Genomic DNA, 21,393 nt, shown 5'->3' on the forward strand with positions numbered 1-21,393 from the left:
TCACTCGGCGCTTTTGCGGCGACGAAGATGTAACAGGTATTGCACCGGACCGGAGGCTGCGTAGGCGAGGAACACCAGGAGCAGGATACGCGGCGGATCACTGAACACGACCGCGAACACCAGCACCACGGCAAGGATCGCCACGAAAGGTACGCGCCCTTTCAAGTCCAGCTCCTTGAAGCTGTTGTACTTGATGTTGCTGACCATCAGCATGCCGGCCGCCGCCACCATCAGCGCAACCAGGAAGGACATCTTGGAACCCTGGATGCCGTAATCGCTGAACGCCCAGACAATACCGGCTACTACACCGGCCGCAGCCGGGCTGGCCAGACCTATGAAATAGCGCTTGTCGGCAGTACCGACCTGGGTGTTGAAGCGCGCCAGGCGCAACGCCGCGCCCGCTACATAGATGAAGGCGACCATCCAGCCGACCTTGCCCATGTCGCCAAGCGCCCAGCCAAAGGCGAGCAATGCCGGCGCCACGCCAAAGGCAACCATGTCCGACAGCGAGTCGTATTCAGCACCAAAGGCACTCTGGGTGTTGGTCATGCGGGCAACGCGGCCGTCGAGGCCGTCGAGCACCATCGCCACGAAAATCGCGATGGCGGCAAAGGCGAAATACTTGCTCGCACCGATCGAGTCACCGGCGCTCAAGGCACTCTGGGCGCTCATCGAGTTGATGATGGAGTAGAACCCTGCGAACAGGTTCGCAGTGGTGAACAGATTCGGCAGAAGATAGATACCACGATGCCGGACTTTACGGCCTTCAGCGTCATGCCCTTCTTCGATGTGCTCATCGATGGGCAGAAGGCTTTCGGCGTCAGAAGCCTGCTTTGGCTCTTCGGGACGTTCGCTCATGGACATTACCTTGCAACGGGGTGGAAAGTTTCGACAGGTGTCTGGGACGACGGTTCGACCGCAAACGATGCAGCTTTATACCAGAACCGGTCACCCAAACGAAAAAACGCGGCCTAAGCCGCGTTTTTCGTACAAGCGCTCGACTTAGTTCTTGGCTTTGTCGACGATCTTGTTGGCACCGATCCAAGGCATCATGGAGCGCAGTTGCTCGCCGATGACTTCGATACCGTGCGCGGCGTTGTTACGACGCTTGGCGGTCATCGAAGGATAGCCGGTAGCGCCTTCGCTGATGAACATCTTGGCGTATTCGCCGTCCTGAATACGTTTCAGGGCGTTGCGCATGGCCTGACGGGATTCGGCGTTGATCACTTCCGGGCCGGTCACGTACTCGCCGTACTCGGCGTTGTTGGAGATCGAGTAGTTCATGTTGGCGATACCGCCTTCGTACATGAGGTCAACGATCAGCTTCAGTTCGTGCAGGCACTCGAAGTAGGCCATTTCCGGCGCGTAGCCAGCTTCAACCAGAGTTTCGAAGCCAGCTTTCACCAGCTCAACGGTACCGCCGCACAGAACGGCTTGTTCGCCGAACAGGTCGGTTTCAGTCTCGTCCTTGAAGGTGGTTTCGATGATGCCGGTACGACCGCCGCCAACACCGGCAGCGTAGGACAGCGCAACGTTCTTGGCGTTGCCGGAAGCGTCCTGGTAGATCGCGATCAGGTCAGGGATACCGCCGCCTTTCACGAACTCGGAACGTACGGTGTGGCCTGGTGCCTTCGGCGCGATCATGATCACGTCGAGGTCAGCGCGCGGCACAACCTGGTTGTAGTGGATCGCGAAGCCGTGGGAGAAGGCCAGGGTGGCGCCTTTCTTGATGTTCGGCTCGATTTCGTTCTTGTACAGGGAAGACTGGAACTCGTCCGGGGTCAGGATCATGACCAGGTCGGCAGCAGCAACGGCGGAAGCAACGTCAGTCACTTTCAGGCCATGGGCTTCAGCCTTGGCAACAGTGGCCGAGCCTTTGCGCAGGCCAACAGTCACGTCAACGCCGGAGTCTTTCAGGTTGCACGCTTGAGCGTGGCCCTGGGAACCGTAACCGATGATGGCAACTTTCTTGCCCTGGATGATCGACAGGTCGCAGTCTTTATCGTAGAAAACTTTCATGAATTTCCCCTCTATCAGGCCGTTCAGGCCATTCGCTAATTTGGTTTAGATGCTGAGTACTTTGTCGCCGCGGGCAATACCGGTGACGCCACTGCGGACGGTCTCCAGGATCGAGGCGGTGCCAATGGACTGGATGAAGCTGTCGAGCTTGTCGCTGGTACCGGTCAATTGAACGGTATATACGCTGGCACTGACATCGACGATCTGTCCACGGTAAATATCGGTGGTGCGCTTGATCTCGGCGCGCTGGGCGCCGGTGGCCTTGACCTTGACCAGCATCAGTTCGCGCTCGATGTGAGCACTTTCCGACAGGTCGACCAATTTGACCACTTCGATCAGTTTGTTCAGGTTCTTGGTGATCTGCTCGATGACCTCATCGTGACCGACAGTGGTCAGCGTCAGACGCGACAGGGTCGGGTCTTCGGTGGGTGCCACGGTCAGGCTTTCGATGTTGTAGTTGCGCTGCGAGAACAGGCCGACTACACGAGACAAAGCGCCAGGTTCGTTTTCCAGAAGCAAGGAAATAATGTGCCGCATGATTAAGTACGCTCCGTCTTGCTCAGCCACATATCGCGCATGGAGCCGTCTTTGATCTGCATCGGGTAGACGTGCTCGCTGGTGTCGACCGCAATATCGATCACTACCAGGCGATCTTTCATGGCGAACGCTTCTTCCATCTTCGACTTCAAATCTTTCGAATCGGTGATGCGCACGCCAACGTGGCCGTAGGCCTCCGCCAGCTTGACGAAATCAGGCAGCGATTCCATGTAGGAATGAGAGTGGCGGCTGCCGTAGCTCATGTCCTGCCACTGGCGAACCATGCCCAGTACACCGTTGTTCAGGATGACGATCTTGACCGGCAAACCGTATTGCAGGCAGGTCGACAATTCCTGAATGTTCATCTGGATGCTGCCCTCGCCCGTTACGCAGGCGACATCATCATCCGGGAAGCTCAACTTGATGCCCATGGCTGCCGGGAAACCGAAGCCCATGGTGCCCAGGCCACCGGAGTTGATCCAGCGGTTCGGCTTGTTGAACTTGTAGTACTGCGCCGCGAACATCTGGTGCTGACCCACGTCGGAGGCAACAAAGGCATCGCCCTTGGTCACTTCGCACAGGGTTTCAATCACCGCCTGCGGCTTGATGACGCTGCCGTCGCCCTTGTCGTAAGGGAACAGGCCGCGGTCACCGCGCCACTCGTCGATCTGCTTCCACCAACTGGCCACGGACTCCTTGTTCGGGGTCTCGCCGATTTCCTTGAGGATCGCGACCATTTCGGTCAGGACGCTCTCGACCGGACCCACGATAGGCACATCGGCCTTGATGGTCTTGGAAATCGAAGCCGGGTCGATGTCGATGTGGATGATCTTGGCGTTCGGGCAGAACTTCGATGCGCCGTTGATGACGCGGTCGTCGAAACGTGCGCCGACGGCCAGGATCACGTCAGCATGGTGCATCGCCAGGTTGGCGGTGTAGCTGCCGTGCATGCCCAGCATGCCGATGAACTGACGGTCGGTGCCAGGGAAGCCACCCAGGCCCATCAGGGTATTGGTCACTGGCAGATTGAGCATCTTCGCCAACTCGGTGAGCGGCGCGGAGCCACCACCGAGGATGACGCCACCGCCCGAGTACAGCACAGGACGCTTGGCCGCCAGGAGCATTTCTGCCGCCTTGCGGATTTGCCCCGAGTGGCCGCGAACGGCCGGGCTGTAGGAACGCAGCTTGGCTTTTTTCGGGAAGACGTATTCGAACTTCTCGGCCGGGTTGGTCATGTCTTTCGGGATATCGACAACGACCGGACCAGGACGACCGGATTGCGCCAGGTAGAAAGCCTTCTTCATGACTTCCGGGATTTCCGACGCGTGCTTGATCATGAAGCTGTGTTTCACGATCGGCCGGGAGATACCGATCATGTCGGTTTCCTGGAAAGCGTCGGTACCGACCATGGTGCTAGGCACCTGGCCAGAAATCACCACCATCGGAATGGAGTCCATGTAGGCCGTGGCGATACCGGTGATGGCGTTGGTTGCGCCCGGGCCGGAAGTCACCAGTACCACGCCGGCTTTACCGGTGGCACGGGCGTAGCCGTCAGCCATATGGGTCGCAGCCTGCTCGTGACGAACCAGGATGTGGGTCACTTCCGGTTCTTTGAACAAGGCATCATAGACATGAAGAAGAGCACCACCCGGGTACCCGTAGATATATTTGACGCCTTCGTCGCGCAAAAAGCGGACGAGCATCTCACCGCCAGATAAAAGCTCCACGTTGTTCACCTCTAAAACGCCAGAATACCGCCCACAAAAGGACGGGTCTTAATAGGTTTACTTCTCAGCAGAGCATGAGCGACGGTGGTCGCCGACTACGTCAGCACTGACTGAGCAAGTATTGGGATCGTCCCAAGTGTTGCGGGCTTTTCCCACCCAGCGCGAGGTAACGCGTTGCGGGTGTAACAGGTCGGCGCGGATGTGCGCCTCATGATCTGCCGAGTGGGTCTGCTTCTGGCAGTCCCTCTACAGCGGACTTTGGATTCTTCTGTTTCGTCCCTTGCAAGTCAAGTCGTCTATGAGGTTTATTCTACTAACCACATGAGAACGCAAGAAAAAACCTGTAAACCCCCTGTGTGTTAGCTTCAATTGCGCAACTTTTGACAAGGAATTGGCATGCGTACGCACTTCCTCATCGCCGGCCTGATGGTCGCCCTCAGCCCGCCGTCCATGGCCGCGCAGATTTACAAGTGGGTCGACGCCCAGGGCGTTACCCATTTCGATGCTCAACCGCCTCGGGATCAGGCAGCCACTACTGTCGTCACGCCAGCCTCACAACCAGGCAAGCCAGGCACTGCCGGACACAGCGGCGCTATTGGCGACCAGCAGGCGATCGACACGTCCGTGAAGAAGCAGGTGGCCGAGCAACAGAACCAGCTGAAGGCTTTCTGCGAACAGGCGCGAACCAATCTGGCGCAGTTGCAGAATAATCCGCGTTTGAGAGAGGAAGTGGATGGCCAGATGCGGCGCCTCGATGGCTCCCAGCGTCAGGAGCGCATCGGCGAAACGCAAAAGCAGATTGCGGATAACTGCATGTAGGAGCAAAGCTTGCTCGCGAAAAACGTCCAGGCAACGCGGGCATTCAGACAGCCCGTGTCACCGTTGACGACCATCGCGAGCAGGCTCGCTCCTACAGGGGATCGGGGGGGGTTAGCGCGAAGCGGTGATCAGTTGATCGAACTCTTTGAGCAACACCTGCAGCTGCCGATCCTTGCCCTGGACATTGCGCCCGGCAAAGACCATTTCGGCCATCTCCTGAATCCCCGATGCATTCGGCAAGGGCAAGTCCTGTTCCAGAATTGCTTTCATGCGCGGCAGGAAGATCCATTGCAGCCACTGTTCGAAGTCCAGCGTATCGACCGAAAACGGCTCGACGCTGGACAACGCTTCAGCGGATGGCGGGACTTCATCCCACCACCCTTGCACCCGCAACTCACGTTCGATCAGCAGCAGCTGATCGGCAATCTTTGGGAAACGTACATCCATCACGAAGTAACCTTGGCTTTCTGACGAGCCAGTGCGGCGCCCGCGGAGTCGCCCTGCTTCTCACGCGCCTGGGCGATCAGCTCCCACAGGCTGGCCTGCAGTGCCGGGCGCCCGTTGGCGAAGGTCAGGCCACGGCGGGCAAATTGTTCGGCCTGCGGCGCATCACCTTGGGCCATGCGCACCTGCGCCAGGCGATAGAGTACTTGCGGCTCACGCGGGGCGACACGCTGGGCGCGCTCGAGACTGGAAGAAGCACCATTGAGGTCGCCGCTAGCCTGTTGCTGCTGGGCGGTGGTCAACAGGGCCAGCACCGGACCGTCCAGTTGTTCGTCGGCGGACAGGCCACCGGAACTCGCTGACGGAATCCCGCTCGGCGTCGAAGGCATGCTGTAGCTGCCCTGATTGACCGGTGCGGACTGAACCGGCGACGTGCTCATCGGGCCTGGCGTGATCGGACCCGGGGTAATCGGGCCTGGCGTAATCGGGCTGGTGCTGATTGGCGCCGACGCCACCGCACCACCCCCTGGCACCATCACGACAACACCGGTATCGCCTTGTGGAATCTCCTGGGTCTGGGATTGCACAGGACGTTTTACCGTCGTCTGACGGTAGCCGCCGTTCGCTGATACGCGCTCGCTATTGGAGACCTTGGTACCGGAGTCCACCACCGGAATCGAGCCGCGCTGTACCGAAGAACAACCGCTGAGCAAAGCCACGGCGGTCACCGCTGGAATCAACCACTTGTTCACTTGAAACCCTCTTTGCTTAATTCATCCAGCCCTTGACCCAATCCATCACCGTTTCACCGTTGATCGGGCTTTCGCCACCACAAGCGGGACCGGGAGGCGGTTCGCTGCCACGAATATACGGCATCTGTACGGCGCCGGGGCAACCGGCGTCGGAGCCTTGGCCGGTTCGCGAATCGACCCAGGCCTGAACGATATTATCCGGCTGCGGCATGTCCAGCGGCAACGGGTCGGCCTTGCGCATGAAGCTGGTCCAGACCTGCAACGCACCGGTGGCACCGGTGAACGGTGTCTTGCCGTTGTCGTCGCGTCCCAACCAGACCACCGCCAGCAAGTCCTGACTGAAACCTGCGAACCAACTGTCTCGCGAGTCGTTGCTGGTCCCGGTCTTGCCGGCCAGGGTCAAGGTCTTTGGCAACACGTTGTAGACCGAGCTGCCGGTACCTTCACGCATTACGCGCTGCATGGCGCTCTGGATCAGGTAGATCGACGCCGGGTCGAAACGTTGCTGGATCTGGAACGGATAACGCTTGAGCGGCTCGCCTTCGGCCGTCAGGACGCTACGAATCCCGCGCATCGGCGTATTGAAGCCACCGTTGGCGAGCGTTTGGTACATGGTCGCCACTTCGATCGGGGTCATGCCGCCGGCACCCAGCAACATCGAGGGGAAGGCCGGGAACTCGCGACTGACACCCAGGCGCCCGAGTGTCTTGAGGACATTCGGCACACCCACGGCCAGGCCCAGGCGTGCGGTCGACAAGTTGTAGGAGTGCGCCAGCCCTTGATAAAGGAAAACCGTGCCGTGGGAACGGCGATCATAGTTCTGTGGTTTCCAGACCTGGCCGTCCGCACCCTTGACCGAGAAGTAGTCGTCCGACAGCCAACTGGTCAAGGTGTACTGGCTCGGCTTTTCCAGCGCCGTCAGGTACACCGCCGGCTTGATCAACGAGCCGATCGGCCGCACCGCGTCCAGTGCCCGGTTGAAACCGGCAAAGCTGGCCTGGCGACTGCCGATCATGGCCTGCACCTCGCCGGTTTCGGGGTTGGTCACGACCATGGCCGCCTCGACCTCATCAGAACCCTTGCGGCCGGACAGGCGCTTGAACGTGTCGTTGACCGACGCCTCGGCCTTCATCTGCAGGATCGGATCGAAGCTGGTAAAGATCCGCAGCCCCTCTTCGGTCAAGTCTTCGTCGCGGTAGTCTTCACGCAGCTGGCGCTTGACCAGATCGAGGAAGCCAGGGAACGAGCTGTCCGCCAGGCTGCCGCGCTTGGTCACGCCCAGTGGCATTTTCTTCGCGGCTTCGACTTGCTCGGCCGTGGCAACGCCCTGCTCCTGCAGCACATCGAGCACCAGGTTGCGCCGCTCAAGTGCACGCTCCGGATACCGGCGCGGGTTGTAGGAGGACGGCCCCTTGACCATGCCGACCAGCAAGGCCACCTGATGCAACTTCAGCTCGGCCAGTGGCTGGCTGAAGAAGAACTGGCTGGCCAGGCCGAAACCGTGCACCGCGCGCTGGCCGTCCTGGCCGATAAACACTTCGTTGAGGTAAGCCTCGAGGATCTCAGGCTTGTCGTAGTGCAGCTCCAGCAGCAGCGCCATCATTGCTTCGGTCAGCTTGCGGGTCAGGCTGCGCTCGTTGGTCAGGTAGAAGTTCTTGACCAGCTGCTGGGTCAGGGTACTACCGCCCTGACGCATGCGGCCCGACGAGCCGTTGACCCAGATCGCCCGGGCAATCGACTTTGGCGAGACACCAAAGTGGTGGTAGAAATCACGGTCTTCGACAGCGACCAGAGTCTCGAGCAAATACGGCGGCACCTGATCGATCTTGATCAGGATCCGGTCTTCGAGGTTTTTCGGGTACAGGCCGCCGATCAGCAGCGGTTCCAGGCGAACCACCGACAACTTCGAACCCTTGGTCCCCGACAGTTCGGCCACGTAATCACCGGAGAAACGCACTCGCACCGGTTGCGCTTGCTCCATGCCTTCATAGAACTGGAAGCCACGGGTGTTCAGATCGACGGTACTGCCATTGACCGAGGCCGCGCCCGGACCGTTGGCCACACTTTCACGGCGATAACCCAAGGCATCGAGCTCGGTGAGAAAATCGTCCCTGCTCAGCTTTTGTCCGACGAACAGCTCGAGCGGACGCGCGTAGACCTTGGCCGGAATGGTCCAGCGCTTGCCGGAGAACTTCTCCTGCACGATGGCATCGAGGTAAACGGCGAACCCGGCCAGCACCACAAGGCCGACCAGGCTGAGTTTAAGGGCCCAGCCCAGCCAGGGCCGCAGGCCTTGGGAGGGGGGTTTCTTTGGGGTACGGGGGGTTCGAGTACGAGTCATGGCGGCGGATTATACGCACTTTATTCATCCTCAACAGGAGGCCCGCGAGTTTGCGTTAGGCTGGCTAGACGCCATAATGAGCGCCTGAATTTTTCCGACTCTTAAGGATCGCCTGTGAGCCAGTCCCTGATCGCCGCTCTGCAAAACCCGGCCCTCTACCCGCATCCTGTAGATGGATTCAAGGTCATCGAGACCCACATTTCCTGGGTCGTGCTTACCGGCCCCTTTGCTTATAAAGTGAAGAAGCCGATGAACTTCGGCTTCCTCGACTTCACCACCCTCGAGGCCCGGGGGCATTTCTGCGCTGAAGAGCTGCGCCTGAACCAGCGCCTGACCGAGGATCTTTATCTCGAAGTGTTACCGATCACCGGTAGCGCCGAAGCGCCACAACTGGGTGGCGAAGGTCCGGCCATCGAATACGCGCTGAAAATGCGCCAGTTTGCCCAGGACGGATTGCTCAGCACGCTGCAAGCCAACGGCGAACTGACACCCGCGCACATCGACCAGATGGCTGAACAGATCGCCCGCTTCCACTTGGACGCCCCGCGAGTGCCGGCTGAACACGAAGCCGGGACCGCGGACAGCGTCATGGCCCCTGTACGGCAGAACTTCGAGCAGATTCGCCCCTTCCTCAGCGACAAGGCCGACCTGCTGCAACTGGACGCCCTGCTGGCCTGGGCCGAAACCAGCTTCGATCGCCTCAAGCCACTGTTCGCCCAGCGCAAGGCCGAGGGTTTCATTCGCGAATGCCATGGTGACATCCATTTGGGCAACGCCACCGTGATCGACGGCCGCGTGGTGATCTTCGATTGCATCGAGTTCAACGAACCGTTCCGCTTCACCGACGTGTACGCCGACACCGCCTTCCTGGCGATGGACCTGGAAGACCGCGGCCTCAAGTGCCTGGCGCGTCGATTCATCAGCCAATACCTGGAGCTGACCGGCGATTACCAGGGCCTGGAACTGCTGAACTTCTATAAAGCCTACCGCGCACTGGTGCGCGCCAAGGTCACCCTGTTCAGCATGCCGGCCGAGGCCACTGCGGTGCAGCGCGCCACGACACTGCGCCAATACCGCAACTACGCCAACCTGGCGGAAAGCTACAGCACCATCCCTTCGCGCTTCATGGCCATCACCCACGGCGTTTCCGCCGTTGGCAAAAGCCACGTGGCCATGCGCCTGGTGGAAGCACTGGGAGCGATTCGCCTGCGCTCCGATGTGGAACGCAAACGCCTGTTCGGCGAGCAAACCGTCGCCAATGACCTGCAGGCCGGCATTTATAGTGCCGACGCCAGCGCCGCGACCTACCAGCGCCTGCACGAAGTTGCCGGGCTGATCCTGCACGCCGGGTTCCCGGTGGTGGTCGATGCCACTTACCTCAAGCATGAGCAGCGCGACAACGCGGCGAAAGTGGCCGAGGCCACCGGCGCGCCTTTCCTGATCCTTGACTGCAATGCACCGCAAGCAGTGATCGAGAGCTGGCTGGCCCTGCGCCAGGCAGACAAAAAGGATCCGTCCGACGCCACCCTGGCCGTTATCGAAGCCCAGCAAGCCAGTCGTGAAGCACTGACGCCCGCGGAAATCCTCTGCAGCAAGCGCGTGCAAACCAACGAAAGCGGGACCCTGGACACGGTGGTGGAACAGATTCGCCAGCGCCTGCCCGGCCTGTAAGGGGCATTTGCGCCGTGAAGCCTGACCCGGCTTCACGGCTTTCAAATACTGGCACTATACTGGCGTCATAAATCCAACAGGTGACGTGACATGAGCCAGCCCAAACTGCTCGATACCCCGCTGTATGCCTTGCTGCACAAGGACGACATCGCCGGTTTCAACAAAGAGCGCCCCCAGCACGGGTCTATCGACATGGTCGGTGGTGATTTCCGTGGCCTGGACCTGCGCGAACTGGACGCCGACGGCATCGACTTCACCGACGCCTATTTCCGCTCCGCCGATCTGCGCGGTATCGATTTTCGCAACGCTTCGCTCGAAGGTGCGAGCCTGGCCCATGCACAGATTTCCGGCGCCTACTTTCCGGCGGAACTGAGCGCCGACGAAATCCTGATGTCGATGAACTTCGGTACGCGCCTGCGTTATCGCACCCGCTGACCGTCAGTCTGAAATGACAAGTCCAGCGCCCACGCTTCGCGCTTGACGCCGGGCGGTCTTGCTCGAAAATCGGGCATTTTGATCGCTATCCCCCTCCTTTTCCTCGCTTTTAGCAACGCCAGGGGCAACTGCCGCTTAGAAGCTTTTGCATCGAAACCGAGCAAACAATCACGCTTTTCCTGCTGATGGCTACACTGCTCAGAAGCTTGCCCACGCACCATTCGGCCATCGCAAGGAGGCTTGATGAATGATGAACTGCAACACCTGAAGAATCTTGGCAAGACGTCGGCGCAATGGCTGCATGCCGTGGGCATCCACAGCGCCTCGGACTTGCGTCGCCTGGGGGCGGTGGATGCTTATCGGGCCGTGCGCACGCGCGGGTTCCGGGCTTCCAAGGTGTTGTTGTACGCGATCGAAGGCGCCTTGATGGACGTGCACTGGAACGACATCCCCGCTGAACGCAAGGAAGCCTTGAACAAACAACTCGAAGCCATCTCGTCACGCCACAAGAACTGAACGAGTACCGCTCGCCATGTACTTACTTGGGGAACAACCGGCTTACGCCGAAACACTGATCAATCGCCTGCAAAACATGCCCGCCCGACTGTTGCAGGGTTTGGCACCGAGTGGGCCCAGCGTCGAATTTCCTGCCATCGACGACCTCGCCGCCGCATTGCCCACCGATCAACTGTTCATGCTGAATAACGGCCGGCTGCACGGCTGTATCGATGATCGTGCGCTGTTCTATCTGCAGCAGGGCGATCTGATCGGCCTGCGCCAGGACGCAGGGCTGCCACGCTGCCGCCTGTGCAGCAAGACGCACGTGGCGCTGACACCCTACCTTCGATCGCAGGTGTTCCAGCACATCTATGCCGACCCGGCCCGCTCCGAACTGTTCCTGCAGTACATGGCGGGCCAGACCGCCCTGCTGTCCGATGCCGTGGCGCGCCTTCAGCAACCGGAGTTTCGCGCCACCAACGGCTTCCAGCGTGTTGCCAGCGGCGAAATGCTGATCCGTCAGGGCGATGAAGCGGACCATGTGTTCGTCATCATCGACGGCCACGCCGAAGCGTTTGTCGATGGCGTGAAGGTGGGCGACGTGCCCAAGGACGAGATTTTCGGCGCCATGGCCGTGTTTACCGGCGAGAAACGCAACGCCACGGTCATCACCCGCGAACCCTGCACCATCATGCGCATTCCCAAGGATCAGTTTTTGAGCCTGACCCAGAGCAACCCGAAGATTGCCAGCAGCCTGATCGAGAGCATGGCCCGGCGTATTGACCTGCTGAATAAACAGGTTACACAACTGAGCGCACTGAAAACGACAGGCAGAGTTCAATGAATACAAGGACTTGGAACAAGCGTGCGACACGAATCGAACAAATGGGAAATCACCTGTTGACTTGGTAATGAGAATCGATATGATTATCACAACTGGTCGCGAGACTGGTCGATATTCTGGAAAGCCCTTGGTTCGGACTCTCAGATTATCTCCTCATCAGGCTAATCACGGTTATTTGACCCGGCTCTTGCCGGGTCTTTTTTTGCCTGTGGAAAAGTCGCACAGCGCTGCAGCCGGTATCCTGAGCACCTGATACTGGCTTGCATTGCAATTCAGCTCCTTGATTACTGCTGGCGACCTGAGGATCAGCATGAAATTTCTGTGTACGGGCACTGACTTGGCCGACGCCAGCAGCCGCGGTTTCGACATTGACGGTCAAAAGCTCTTCGCCGTGCGCCGGGACGGCCAGGTCTACGTCTATATCAACCGCTGCCCGCACCGTGGCGTCGGTCTCGAATGGACCCCTGACCAGTTCCTCGACCCCAGCAACAGCCTGATCCAGTGCGCCACCCATGGCGCCCTGTTCTTGATCGAGGACGGCGAATGTGTTGCCGGCCCCTGCGCGGGGCAATCGCTGACCCGGGTCGATTGCCGCGAAGACGCACAGGGCATCTGGGTCAGCCTCTAACCGCCGAGCAATACTTCAAGACGCCGGTCCACCACCATTTCCTCGTTGGTCAGGCGTACGCCGTAGGCCAGCACTTCAACCCCGCACGCCACAGCCTCACGCAAGGCCTGTGCGTAGGCCGAATCGATTTCTTCTGCCGGACGCACGGCGTCGATACCGCTGAGATTGACGCAATACAACTGCACCGCGCGAATCCCGTCCCGGGCCAGATGGGCCAATTCGCGCAAATGCTTGGCCCCGCGTTGGGTCACCGCATCGGGGAACGCTGCCACAGGCGTGCCGTCGTAGCCCAGGGTGACGCTTTTGACTTCCACGTACGCCGGCCCGCTCGGGTAATCGAGGCGGAAATCGATGCGGCTGCTTTCCTGACCGTAAGCCACTTCGCGCTTGAGCGCGGTGAAGCCGTTCAACTCGGTGATCACCCCCGCCCGCAACGCCTCTTCGATCAAGCCGTTGGCCCGCCCGGTATTCACGCAGAACAGGCGACCGTGCGGGGTTTCGCCGATTTCCCAGGTGCCGGGCAACTTGCGCTTGGGGTCATTGGAGCGACTGAACCAGACCTGCCCGCCTTCGACCTGACAATTGAGCATCGAGCCGGTGTTCGGGCAGTGAATGGTCAGCAGTTCGCCATCGACGGTTTCGATGTCGGCGAGAAAACGCTTGTAGCGGCGGATCAGCCGACCTTCTTCGAGGGGGGGATGAAAAAGCATCAGCCTTGCCAGCTCCGCAGACCACGACCGATACGCTCCACCGCTTCCTGCAAGCGCTCGATATTTTGGGTGTAGGCAAAGCGCACGTGGTGCCCGGCCTGATACCGGCCGAAGTCCAGCCCGGGGGTAATCGCGACATGTTCGATTTCGAGGAAATGACGGCAGAAAGCGAAGGCATCGCCGCCGAACTTGCTGATATCGGCGTACAGGTAGAACGCGCCTTCCGGCTCGACGGCGATCCCGAAACCGAGTTCTCTCAAGGCCGGCAGCAGATAGTCCCGTCGACGACCGAATTCGGCGCGACGCTCTTCGAGGATTGCAATGGTGGCGGGCTCGAAACAGGCCAACGCCGCGTGCTGGGCCATGCTTGGCGCGCTGATGTAGAGGTTTTGCGCAAGTTTTTCCAGCTCACTCACCGCCGCATCTGGCGCAACCAGCCAGCCAAGACGCCAGCCGGTCATGCCGAAATACTTGGAAAAACTATTTAGCACAAAGGCACTGTCGTCGACTTCCAGCACGCTGGCCGCATCGGTGCCGTAGGTCAGGCCATGGTAGATCTCGTCCACCACCAGGTGACCGTGGCGCTGCTTGATGGCCCGGGACAGCCCCGCCAGCTCGTCGCGAGTGAGGATCGTGCCGGTCGGGTTGGCCGGTGAGGCCACCAGTGCGCCCACGCTGTCGTGATCCCAATGCCGCTCAATCAGGTCCGGCGTCAGTTGATAACGCACCTCCGGACCTACCGGGACCAGCTGCGCGGCGCCTTCCACCAAGCGCAGGAAATGTCGGTTGCACGGGTAGCCCGGGTCGGCCAGCAGCCAGTGCTTGCCCGGGTCGACCAGCAAGGCACTGGCCAGCAGCAACGCACCGGAACCGCCGGGGGTGATGAGGATGCGTCGTGGGTCGATATTCAAGCCATGGCGCTGCTGATAAAAGCCCGCAATGGCCTCGCGCAGTTCGGGGATTCCGCGGGCGGCGGTGTAACGCGTCTTGCCCCCTTCCAGCGCGGCCTGCCCGGCGCGGATGATCGGCTCGGCGGTGGTGAAGTCCGGTTCGCCGATTTCCAGGTGGATCACATCGTGACCGGCAGCCTGCAATTCATTGGCCCGCGCCAGCAGCGCCATCACATGGAAAGGTTCGATCGCGCGACTGCGGGCACTGTAGGACTGAGCCATTGGCCTTCCTTCAACAGGGAAAAAGAAACGATTCTACCCAAGCGCAGGAACGAGCGAGAACCTAAAGCGGTCAGAGGCCTTATGACCCAGGCACAAACGAGCTGAGCGAGTGCTCAGGGTTTGACTAAAATCATTAATTGAGCAGGGTTTCAGAGCCACCAGGCAACGCTTTGCCATCATTTGCAAGCACCGCAGGCCGCGGCCTCGACATCCGGGAGTAGCGCGGTCTGATTTGATCTGGTAAGTTCGCCCGCTTGCAGCCGCAGGGCCGGCAGGTGCCGGTGATGGAGCAATCCTGCGCAGATGGATTACAAGAGTAGAGGCGGTCTATTTCATGTCCACCCAAGCAAAGCAACAAGCGAATCAGGCGATCAGCGGCTTCGAGCCCTATGTTCAGAAAGCTGGCGAAGAGTACATGGGCGAGCCCATGCGCAAACACTTCACCAAGGTTCTGAATCAGTGGAAAAAAGAGCTGATGGAAGGTGTCGACAAGACCGTGGACCACATGAAGGACGAAGCGGCCAACTTTCCTGACCCGGCAGACCGTGCCAGCCAGGAAGAAGAGTTCGCCCTCGAGCTTCGAGCCCGCGATCGTGAGCGCAAGTTGATCAAGAAGATCGACAAGACGCTTCAGTTGATCGAAGACGAAGAATACGGCTGGTGTGAATCCTGCGGCATCGAGATCGGCGTCAAGCGCCTTGAGGCACGCCCTACCGCTGACCTGTGCATCGACTGCAAGACACTGGCGGAAATCAAGGAAAAGCAAGTCGGCAAGTAATATCGACTTGAGTAAAGAACGGAGCGTGCGAACGCTCCGTTTTTGTTTCTGATGTTTTTTTGGCTTTAAATGCATTCATGACCGCCATCACCTCCCCCAGCTACATCGGCCGCTTCGCCCCCACGCCCAGTGGTCACCTGCACTTCGGTTCGCTGGTCGCCGCATTGGCTTCGTACCTCGACGCACGCTCGGTGGGTGGCCGCTGGTTGATGCGTATGGAAGATCTCGACCCCCCCCGCGAAGAGCCCGGCGCCCAGGCCGCGATCCTAAAGGCACTGGAGAGCTACGGTTTCGAGTGGGACGGCCAGATGGTGCGCCAGAGCGACCGCCACGAAGCCTATGCCGAAGTGCTCAATCGCCTGTTCAGCCAGGGCCTGGCCTATGCCTGTACCTGCTCGCGCAAACAATTGGAGCCGTACCACGGCATCTATCCCGGGTTGTGTCGCAATGCCGGACACGGCACCGAAGATGCAGCCATTCGCGTTCGCGTGCCCGAACTGGACTACCACTTCATTGATCGGGTGCAGGGCGAGTTCCATCAGCATCTGGGCCGGGATGTCGGCGATTTCGTGATTCGCCGGCGCGACGGGCTCTATGCTTATCAACTGGCGGTAGTGCTGGACGATGCCTGGCAAGGCATCACCGACATCGTGCGCGGTGCCGACCTGCTCGATTCCACGCCGCGCCAGCTCTATTTGCAGGAGCTGCTCGGCCTGCGCCAGCCGCGGTACCTGCACATCCCGTTGATCACCCAACCCGATGGCAACAAGCTCGGCAAGTCCTACCGTTCACCGCCGCTGACCGAAGACCAGGCTACACCGTTGTTGCTGCGAGCCCTGCGCGCCCTCGGACAAAGGCCCGGTGCCGAACTGGCCTATGCCACGCCGCGGGAAGTGCTGGACTGGGGCATTGCCCACTGGGATGCCCTGTCGATCCCGCGCACACTGAGCCTGCCTGAGGCGCAGCTACAGTGATCGTGCTTGCAGTGGCGCGCCCATCCGTTACCATCGCCGCACGTTTTCGGGCACGGGCATAAAAAAGAGAGGCCGGGATGTACATCTATCGCTTGGTCCTGCTCCTGGTAGTGGGGATTTATCTGTTTTCCCCAGCCATCATGGATTGGTGGATCGACGCCACTGGCGCCTGGTATCGCCCTTATCTGCTCTGGCTGATCCTGATCGTCGTGACCTTCATCCTGCAGAGCCAAAAAGATGCCGATGAGCTTTAGCCTGACCCAGATGATCCTGATCAGCGCCGCGTACCTGGCGGTGCTGTTCGGTGTGGCCTGGGTCAGCGAACGGGGCATGATCCCGCGGGCGATCATTCGCCACCCGCTGACGTACACCCTGTCGCTGGGTGTCTACGCCAGTGCCTGGGCTTTTTATGGCACCGTGGGCCTGGCCTATCAGTATGGCTACGGCTTCCTGTCCAGCTACCTGGGGGTTTCCGGCGCGTTTCTGCTGGCGCCGGTGTTGCTGTATCCGATCCTGAAGATCACCCGTACCTATCAGCTGTCGTCCCTGGCCGATCTGTTCGCGTTCCGCTTTCGCAGTACCTGGGCGGGCGCACTGACCACGATTTTCATGCTGGTCGGGGTCCTGCCCCTGCTGGCGCTGCAGATCCAGGCGGTCGCCGACTCCATCGGCATCCTCACCCGCGAGCCGGTGCAGCATCGCGTGGCGCTGAGTTTCTGCGCACTGATCACGCTGTTCACGATTTTCTTCGGCTCCCGGCACATCGCCACCCGGGAAAAACATGAAGGCCTGGTGTTCGCGATTGCCTTCGAGTCGGTGATCAAGCTGATCGCCCTCGGTGGCGTCGGCCTCTATGCGTTGTATGGCGTCTTCGACGGCCCGCAACAGCTGGAATTGTGGCTGCTGCAAAACCAGACCGCCCTGGCCGCGCTGCACACGCCGCTGCAGGAAGGCCCTTGGCGCACGCTGCTGCTGGTGTTCTTCGCCTCGGCGATCGTCATGCCGCACATGTACCACATGACCTTCACCGAAAACCTCAATCCGCGCTCGCTGGTCAGCGCGAGCTGGGGCTTGCCACTGTTCCTGCTGCTGATGAGCCTGGCCGTGCCGCTGATTCTCTGGGCCGGCCTGAAGCTCGGCGCCACCACCAACCCGGAATATTTCACCCTGGGCATCGGCATCGCGGCCAACAGCAAGGCCCTGGCCTTGCTGGCCTATGTCGGCGGCCTGTCCGCCGCCAGCGGCCTGATCATCGTCACCACCCTGGCCCTGTCCGGCATGGCCCTGAACCACCTGGTGCTACCGCTGTACCAGCCGCCGGCCGAAGGCAACATCTACCGCTGGCTGAAGTGGACCCGTCGCGCCCTGATCGTCGCCATCATCATGGCCGGCTACGGTTTCTACCTGTTGCTGGGCGCCGAGCAAGACCTGGCCAACCTCGGCATCGTCGCCTTCGTGGCCACGCTGCAGTTCCTGCCGGGCGTGTTGTCGGTCCTGTATTGGCCGACCGCCAACCGTCGCGGCTTCATCGCCGGGCTGCTGGCGGGGATCCTGGTGTGGCTGGTGACCATGCTGCTACCGCTGGTCGGCAACCTGCAGGGCTTCTACATACCGTTGTTGAACATGATCTACGTGCTCGACGACACCAGTTGGCACATGGCCGCGATCGCCTCCCTGGCCGCCAACGTACTGATGTTCACCCTGATCTCACTGTTTACCAATGCCAGCACCGAAGAGGCCAGCGCCGCCGAAGCCTGTGCCGTGGACAACGTGCGCCGCCCGCAACGCCGGGAACTGCACGCCGCCTCGCCGCAGGAGTTCGCCACCCAGCTGGCCAAACCGCTGGGGGCCAAGGCGGCGCAGAAGGAAGTCGAGCAGGCCCTGCGCGATCTCTACCTGCCCTTCGACGAGCGTCGTCCGTACGCCTTGCGCCGCTTGCGCGACCGCATCGAAGCCAACCTGTCCGGCCTGATGGGGCCGAGTGTGGCCCAGGACATGGTCGAGACGTTCCTGCCTTACAAGGCCGGCGGCGAAAACTATGTCACCGAGGACATCCACTTCATCGAAAGCCGCCTCGAGGACTACCATTCGCGCCTGACCGGCCTGGCCGCCGAACTCGATGCCCTGCGCCGCTATCACCGCCAGACCCTGCAGGAGTTGCCGATGGGCGTCTGCTCGCTGGCCAAGGACCAGGAAATCCTCATGTGGAACAAAGCCATGGAGGAATTGACCGGGATCGCCGCGCAGCGTGTGGTCGGCTCGCGCCTGAGCACCATTGCCGATCCGTGGAAAGCGCTGCTGCAAGGCTTCATCAATGTTCCTGATGAGCACTTGCACAAACAGCACCTGGCCCTCGACGGCCAGACCCGCTGGCTGAACCTGCACAAGGCGGCGATCGACGAACCGCTCGCACCGGGCAACAGTGGCCTGGTGCTGCTGGTGGAAGACCTGACCGAAACCCAGATGCTCGAAGACAAACTGGTGCATTCCGAGCGCCTGGCCAGCATCGGTCGCCTGGCCGCGGGCGTGGCCCATGAAATCGGCAACCCGATCACCGGCATCGCCTGCCTGGCGCAGAACCTGCGCGAAGAGCGCGAGGAAGACGGCGAACTCAAGGAAATCAGCGGGCAGATCCTCGAACAGACCAAGCGCGTCTCGCGCATCGTGCAGTCGCTGATGAGCTTCGCCCATGCCGGCAGCCACCAGCACAGCGACGAGCCCGTCTGTCTGGCCGAAGTGGCCCAGGACGCCATCGGCCTGCTGGCCCTGAACCGGCGCAATTTCGAAGTGCAGTTCTACAACCTGTGCGACCCCGATCACTGGGTCGAAGGCGATCCGCAGCGACTCGCCCAGGTATTGATCAACCTGCTCTCAAACGCCCGCGACGCCTCGCCTCCCGGCAGCGCGGTGCGGGTCAAGAGCGAAGCCGGCGAGCACACGGTCGACCTGATCGTGGAAGACGAAGGCAGCGGCATTCCATCGAGCATCATGGATCGATTGTTCGAACCTTTCTTCACCACCAAGGACCCGGGTGAAGGTACCGGTCTGGGCCTTGCACTGGTCTATTCCATCGTTGAAGAGCATTATGGACAAATCACCATCGACAGCCCGGCTGATGTTCAGAGCCAACGCGGTACCCGTATCCGGGTGACCTTACCGCGTCATGTCGAAGCGACGTCCGCTGTGAACTGAGACCGTCGAGAGTATCGAATCAATGCCGCACATTTTGATCGTCGAAGACGAAACCATTATCCGCTCCGCCTTGCGCCGCCTGCTGGAACGCAACCAGTACCAGGTCAGCGAAGCCGGTTCAGTGCAGGAAGCACAAGAACGCTTCACCATTCCCACGTTCGACCTGATCGTCAGTGACCTGCGACTGCCGGGCGCGCCGGGTACCGAGTTGATCAAGCTTGGCCAGGGCACGCCGGTGCTGATCATGACCAGCTATGCCAGCCTGCGCTCGGCGGTGGACTCGATGAAGATGGGCGCGGTGGATTACATCGCCAAGCCTTTCGATCACGACGAAATGCTCCAGGCCGTCGCGCGCATCCTGCGTGACCGCCAATCGGTGCAAGCCAGCAGTGAACCGGTGGCCGGCAAGGTCGCCAATGGCGCGGCCAAGACCGGTAGCGACAACAGTAACGGTGAAATCGGCATCATCGGCTCGTGCCCACCGATGCAGGACCTGTATGGCAAGATCCGCAAGGTCGCGCCGACGGACTCCAATGTCCTGATCCAGGGCGAGTCCGGTACTGGTAAGGAACTGGTGGCGCGTGCCCTGCACAACCTCTCCAGGCGGGCCAAGGCGCCGATGATTTCGGTGAACTGCGCGGCCATTCCGGAAAGCCTGATCGAATCCGAACTGTTCGGCCACGAGAAAGGCGCGTTCACCGGCGCCAGCGCCGGACGGGCCGGCCTTGTCGAAGCGGCGGACGGCGGCACCCTGTTCCTCGATGAAATCGGTGAATTGCCACTGGAAGCCCAGGCGCGCCTGCTGCGCGTGCTGCAGGAAGGTGAAATTCGTCGAGTGGGTTCGGTCCAGTCGCAGAAGGTCGATGTGCGCCTGATCGCGGCGACCCACCGTGATCTCAAGAGCCTGGCGAAGATCGGCCAGTTCCGAGAAGACCTGTATTACCGTCTCCACGTGATTGCCCTGAAACTGCCGGCCCTGCGTGAGCGTGGTGCAGACGTCAATGAAATCGCCAATGCCTTCCTGGCGCGCCAGAGCGCACGGATCAACCGCACAGACCTGAAGTTCGCCCCGGACGCCGAGCAAGCCATTCGTCATTACTCGTGGCCAGGCAACGTTCGTGAGCTGGAAAACGCGGTCGAGCGCGCTGTCATCCTGTGCGAGAGCCCGGAAATTTCCGCCGAGCTGCTGGGCATCGACATTGAGCTGGGCGACCTGGAAGACGACGAGTTCATCGGCCTGCCCCCGCAACAAGGTGGCAACACCGCCAGCAACAACAATCATGAGCCGACCGAAGACCTGTCCCTGGAAGACTACTTCCAGCACTTCGTGCTTGAGCATCAGGACCACATGACCGAAACCGAGCTGGCGCGCAAACTCGGGGTGAGCCGCAAGTGCCTGTGGGAACGCCGTCAGCGCCTGGGCATCCCACGGCGCAAAACCGGGGTACCAAGCGAGAGCTGAACCACACCTGTCTCATGTGCGGGTAACACATGATTTTGTGAAAAAACTGTTACCTCAGATTTTTCACGTAACAGAAGCCGGGGCTTACGGTAACGAAGCCCCGGTTTTTTTTGGCCCTCATATACCCCATCGACACGCCTAACCCCTTGTTTTACTGGGGTTCGCAAAAGTTGGCACGCACCCTGCTATATGTTTGGTACAAGAACAATAACAAGCAACGTACAAGACAATAAAAATAAGACGAATCGACTCACGCACAATAAAAACAAGACGGCGAGAGGCGCAGCTAACTGATTCTTTTGGAGAGGCGTTGTATTTGGGGCTTGCCCCACGACCAGGCCGAGAACAACAAAAAACTGTCTTAAGACAGAGCCTGAACTGGTTGGATCG

At 60.4% G+C, this 21,393-nt stretch carries 20 protein-coding genes; 11 read left to right on the forward strand and 9 right to left on the reverse strand.

Features of this window, described 5'->3' with window-relative positions; all coding sequences use genetic code 11:
• From pssA to OH720_RS27215, 4 genes are all read right to left on the reverse strand, one after another.
• Nucleotides 1-858, reverse strand: a complete 858-nt coding sequence (gene pssA, locus OH720_RS27200) for a CDP-diacylglycerol--serine O-phosphatidyltransferase (RefSeq protein WP_008055839.1) — start codon at nt 856-858, stop codon at nt 1-3.
• Nucleotides 859-1,002: 144 nt separating this feature from the next.
• Nucleotides 1,003-2,019, reverse strand: coding sequence for a ketol-acid reductoisomerase (ilvC, locus tag OH720_RS27205; RefSeq protein ID WP_007909969.1), 1,017 nt, complete (start codon nt 2,017-2,019; stop codon nt 1,003-1,005).
• 45 nt (nt 2,020-2,064) lie between these two features.
• Entirely contained in the window at nt 2,065-2,556 is a 492-nt protein-coding gene (ilvN, locus tag OH720_RS27210; RefSeq protein WP_003176102.1) for an acetolactate synthase small subunit, read from the reverse strand.
• Nucleotides 2,557-2,558: 2 nt separating this feature from the next.
• Nucleotides 2,559-4,283 (reverse strand): acetolactate synthase 3 large subunit, encoded by a 1,725-nt coding sequence (locus OH720_RS27215; RefSeq protein ID WP_180204602.1) that lies wholly within the window; start codon nt 4,281-4,283, stop codon nt 2,559-2,561.
• A gap of 396 nt (nt 4,284-4,679) precedes the next feature.
• Between OH720_RS27215 and OH720_RS27220 the strand changes: the two genes are divergently transcribed.
• Nucleotides 4,680-5,102 (forward strand): DUF4124 domain-containing protein, encoded by a 423-nt coding sequence (locus OH720_RS27220; RefSeq protein WP_272603561.1) that lies wholly within the window; start codon nt 4,680-4,682, stop codon nt 5,100-5,102.
• Between the two features lie 111 nt (nt 5,103-5,213).
• On the opposite strand, the gene OH720_RS27225 is transcribed toward OH720_RS27220, so the two are convergent.
• Genes OH720_RS27225 through mrcB form a run of 3 tightly spaced genes read right to left on the reverse strand, consistent with a single transcriptional unit; the run spans nt 5,214 to nt 8,639 of the window.
• Nucleotides 5,214-5,549: a YqcC family protein gene (locus OH720_RS27225; RefSeq protein WP_180204600.1), complete on the reverse strand. Its 336-nt coding sequence runs from the start codon at nt 5,547-5,549 to the stop codon at nt 5,214-5,216.
• Entirely contained in the window at nt 5,549-6,298 is a 750-nt protein-coding gene (locus OH720_RS27230; protein ID WP_272603562.1) for a tetratricopeptide repeat protein, read from the reverse strand. Before OH720_RS27230 ends, OH720_RS27225 begins: the two co-directional genes overlap by 1 nt.
• Nucleotides 6,299-6,314: 16 nt before the next feature.
• Nucleotides 6,315-8,639 carry a penicillin-binding protein 1B gene (gene mrcB / locus OH720_RS27235; RefSeq protein WP_272603563.1) on the reverse strand — a complete coding sequence of 775 codons (2,325 nt, stop codon included), beginning with the start codon at nt 8,637-8,639 and terminating at the stop codon, nt 6,315-6,317.
• Between the two features lie 114 nt (nt 8,640-8,753).
• Here mrcB and OH720_RS27240 point away from each other — a divergent pair, with 114 nt between their 5' ends.
• The 5 genes from OH720_RS27240 to OH720_RS27260 all read left to right on the forward strand — a co-directional run bounded on the left by OH720_RS27240 (nt 8,754) and on the right by OH720_RS27260 (nt 12,715).
• Nucleotides 8,754-10,310, forward strand: a complete 1,557-nt coding sequence (locus OH720_RS27240) for a bifunctional aminoglycoside phosphotransferase/ATP-binding protein (protein ID WP_272603564.1) — start codon at nt 8,754-8,756, stop codon at nt 10,308-10,310.
• A 90-nt stretch (nt 10,311-10,400) separates the two neighbouring features.
• Entirely contained in the window at nt 10,401-10,745 is a 345-nt protein-coding gene (locus OH720_RS27245) for a pentapeptide repeat-containing protein (RefSeq protein WP_180204596.1), read from the forward strand.
• Between the two features lie 243 nt (nt 10,746-10,988).
• On the forward strand, nt 10,989-11,261 hold the full coding sequence (locus OH720_RS27250) for a TfoX/Sxy family protein (protein ID WP_007971093.1): 273 nt from the start codon (nt 10,989-10,991) through the stop codon (nt 11,259-11,261).
• Nucleotides 11,262-11,277: 16 nt separating this feature from the next.
• The gene (locus tag OH720_RS27255; RefSeq protein WP_272603565.1) at nt 11,278-12,087 is read left to right on the forward strand and encodes a Crp/Fnr family transcriptional regulator; all 810 of its coding nucleotides are present in this window, start codon (nt 11,278-11,280) and stop codon (nt 12,085-12,087) included.
• A 310-nt stretch (nt 12,088-12,397) separates the two neighbouring features.
• Nucleotides 12,398-12,715: a Rieske (2Fe-2S) protein gene (locus OH720_RS27260; RefSeq protein WP_272603566.1), complete on the forward strand. Its 318-nt coding sequence runs from the start codon at nt 12,398-12,400 to the stop codon at nt 12,713-12,715.
• Here OH720_RS27260 and sfsA read toward each other — a convergent pair.
• Nucleotides 12,712-13,425, reverse strand: coding sequence for a DNA/RNA nuclease SfsA (sfsA, locus tag OH720_RS27265; RefSeq protein ID WP_272603567.1), 714 nt, complete (start codon nt 13,423-13,425; stop codon nt 12,712-12,714). The two genes, OH720_RS27260 and sfsA, sit on opposite strands and share 4 nt — an antisense overlap.
• Nucleotides 13,425-14,597: a pyridoxal phosphate-dependent aminotransferase gene (locus OH720_RS27270; protein ID WP_272603568.1), complete on the reverse strand. Its 1,173-nt coding sequence runs from the start codon at nt 14,595-14,597 to the stop codon at nt 13,425-13,427. Before OH720_RS27270 ends, sfsA begins: the two co-directional genes overlap by 1 nt.
• A 334-nt stretch (nt 14,598-14,931) precedes the next feature.
• On the opposite strand from OH720_RS27270, the gene dksA reads away from it, so the two are divergent.
• From dksA to OH720_RS27295, 5 genes are all read left to right on the forward strand, one after another.
• Nucleotides 14,932-15,375: an RNA polymerase-binding protein DksA gene (dksA, locus tag OH720_RS27275; RefSeq protein ID WP_008058386.1), complete on the forward strand. Its 444-nt coding sequence runs from the start codon at nt 14,932-14,934 to the stop codon at nt 15,373-15,375.
• Nucleotides 15,376-15,452: 77 nt separating this feature from the next.
• On the forward strand, nt 15,453-16,349 hold the full coding sequence (gene gluQRS / locus OH720_RS27280; protein ID WP_272603569.1) for a tRNA glutamyl-Q(34) synthetase GluQRS: 897 nt from the start codon (nt 15,453-15,455) through the stop codon (nt 16,347-16,349).
• Nucleotides 16,350-16,426: 77 nt separating this feature from the next.
• Nucleotides 16,427-16,603, forward strand: a complete 177-nt coding sequence (locus OH720_RS27285) for a hypothetical protein (RefSeq protein WP_003176118.1) — start codon at nt 16,427-16,429, stop codon at nt 16,601-16,603.
• The gene (locus OH720_RS27290) at nt 16,587-19,541 is read left to right on the forward strand and encodes a sensor histidine kinase (RefSeq protein ID WP_008058384.1); all 2,955 of its coding nucleotides are present in this window, start codon (nt 16,587-16,589) and stop codon (nt 19,539-19,541) included. The genes OH720_RS27285 and OH720_RS27290 overlap by 17 nt, the downstream gene beginning before the upstream one ends.
• Nucleotides 19,542-19,563: 22 nt before the next feature.
• On the forward strand, nt 19,564-21,003 hold the full coding sequence (locus tag OH720_RS27295) for a sigma-54-dependent transcriptional regulator (protein WP_272603570.1): 1,440 nt from the start codon (nt 19,564-19,566) through the stop codon (nt 21,001-21,003).
• Nucleotides 21,004-21,393 lie beyond the last annotated feature (390 nt).

The sequence above is a fragment of the Pseudomonas sp. WJP1 genome, from assembly GCF_028471945.1.
Lineage (GTDB): Bacteria > Pseudomonadota > Gammaproteobacteria > Pseudomonadales > Pseudomonadaceae > Aquipseudomonas.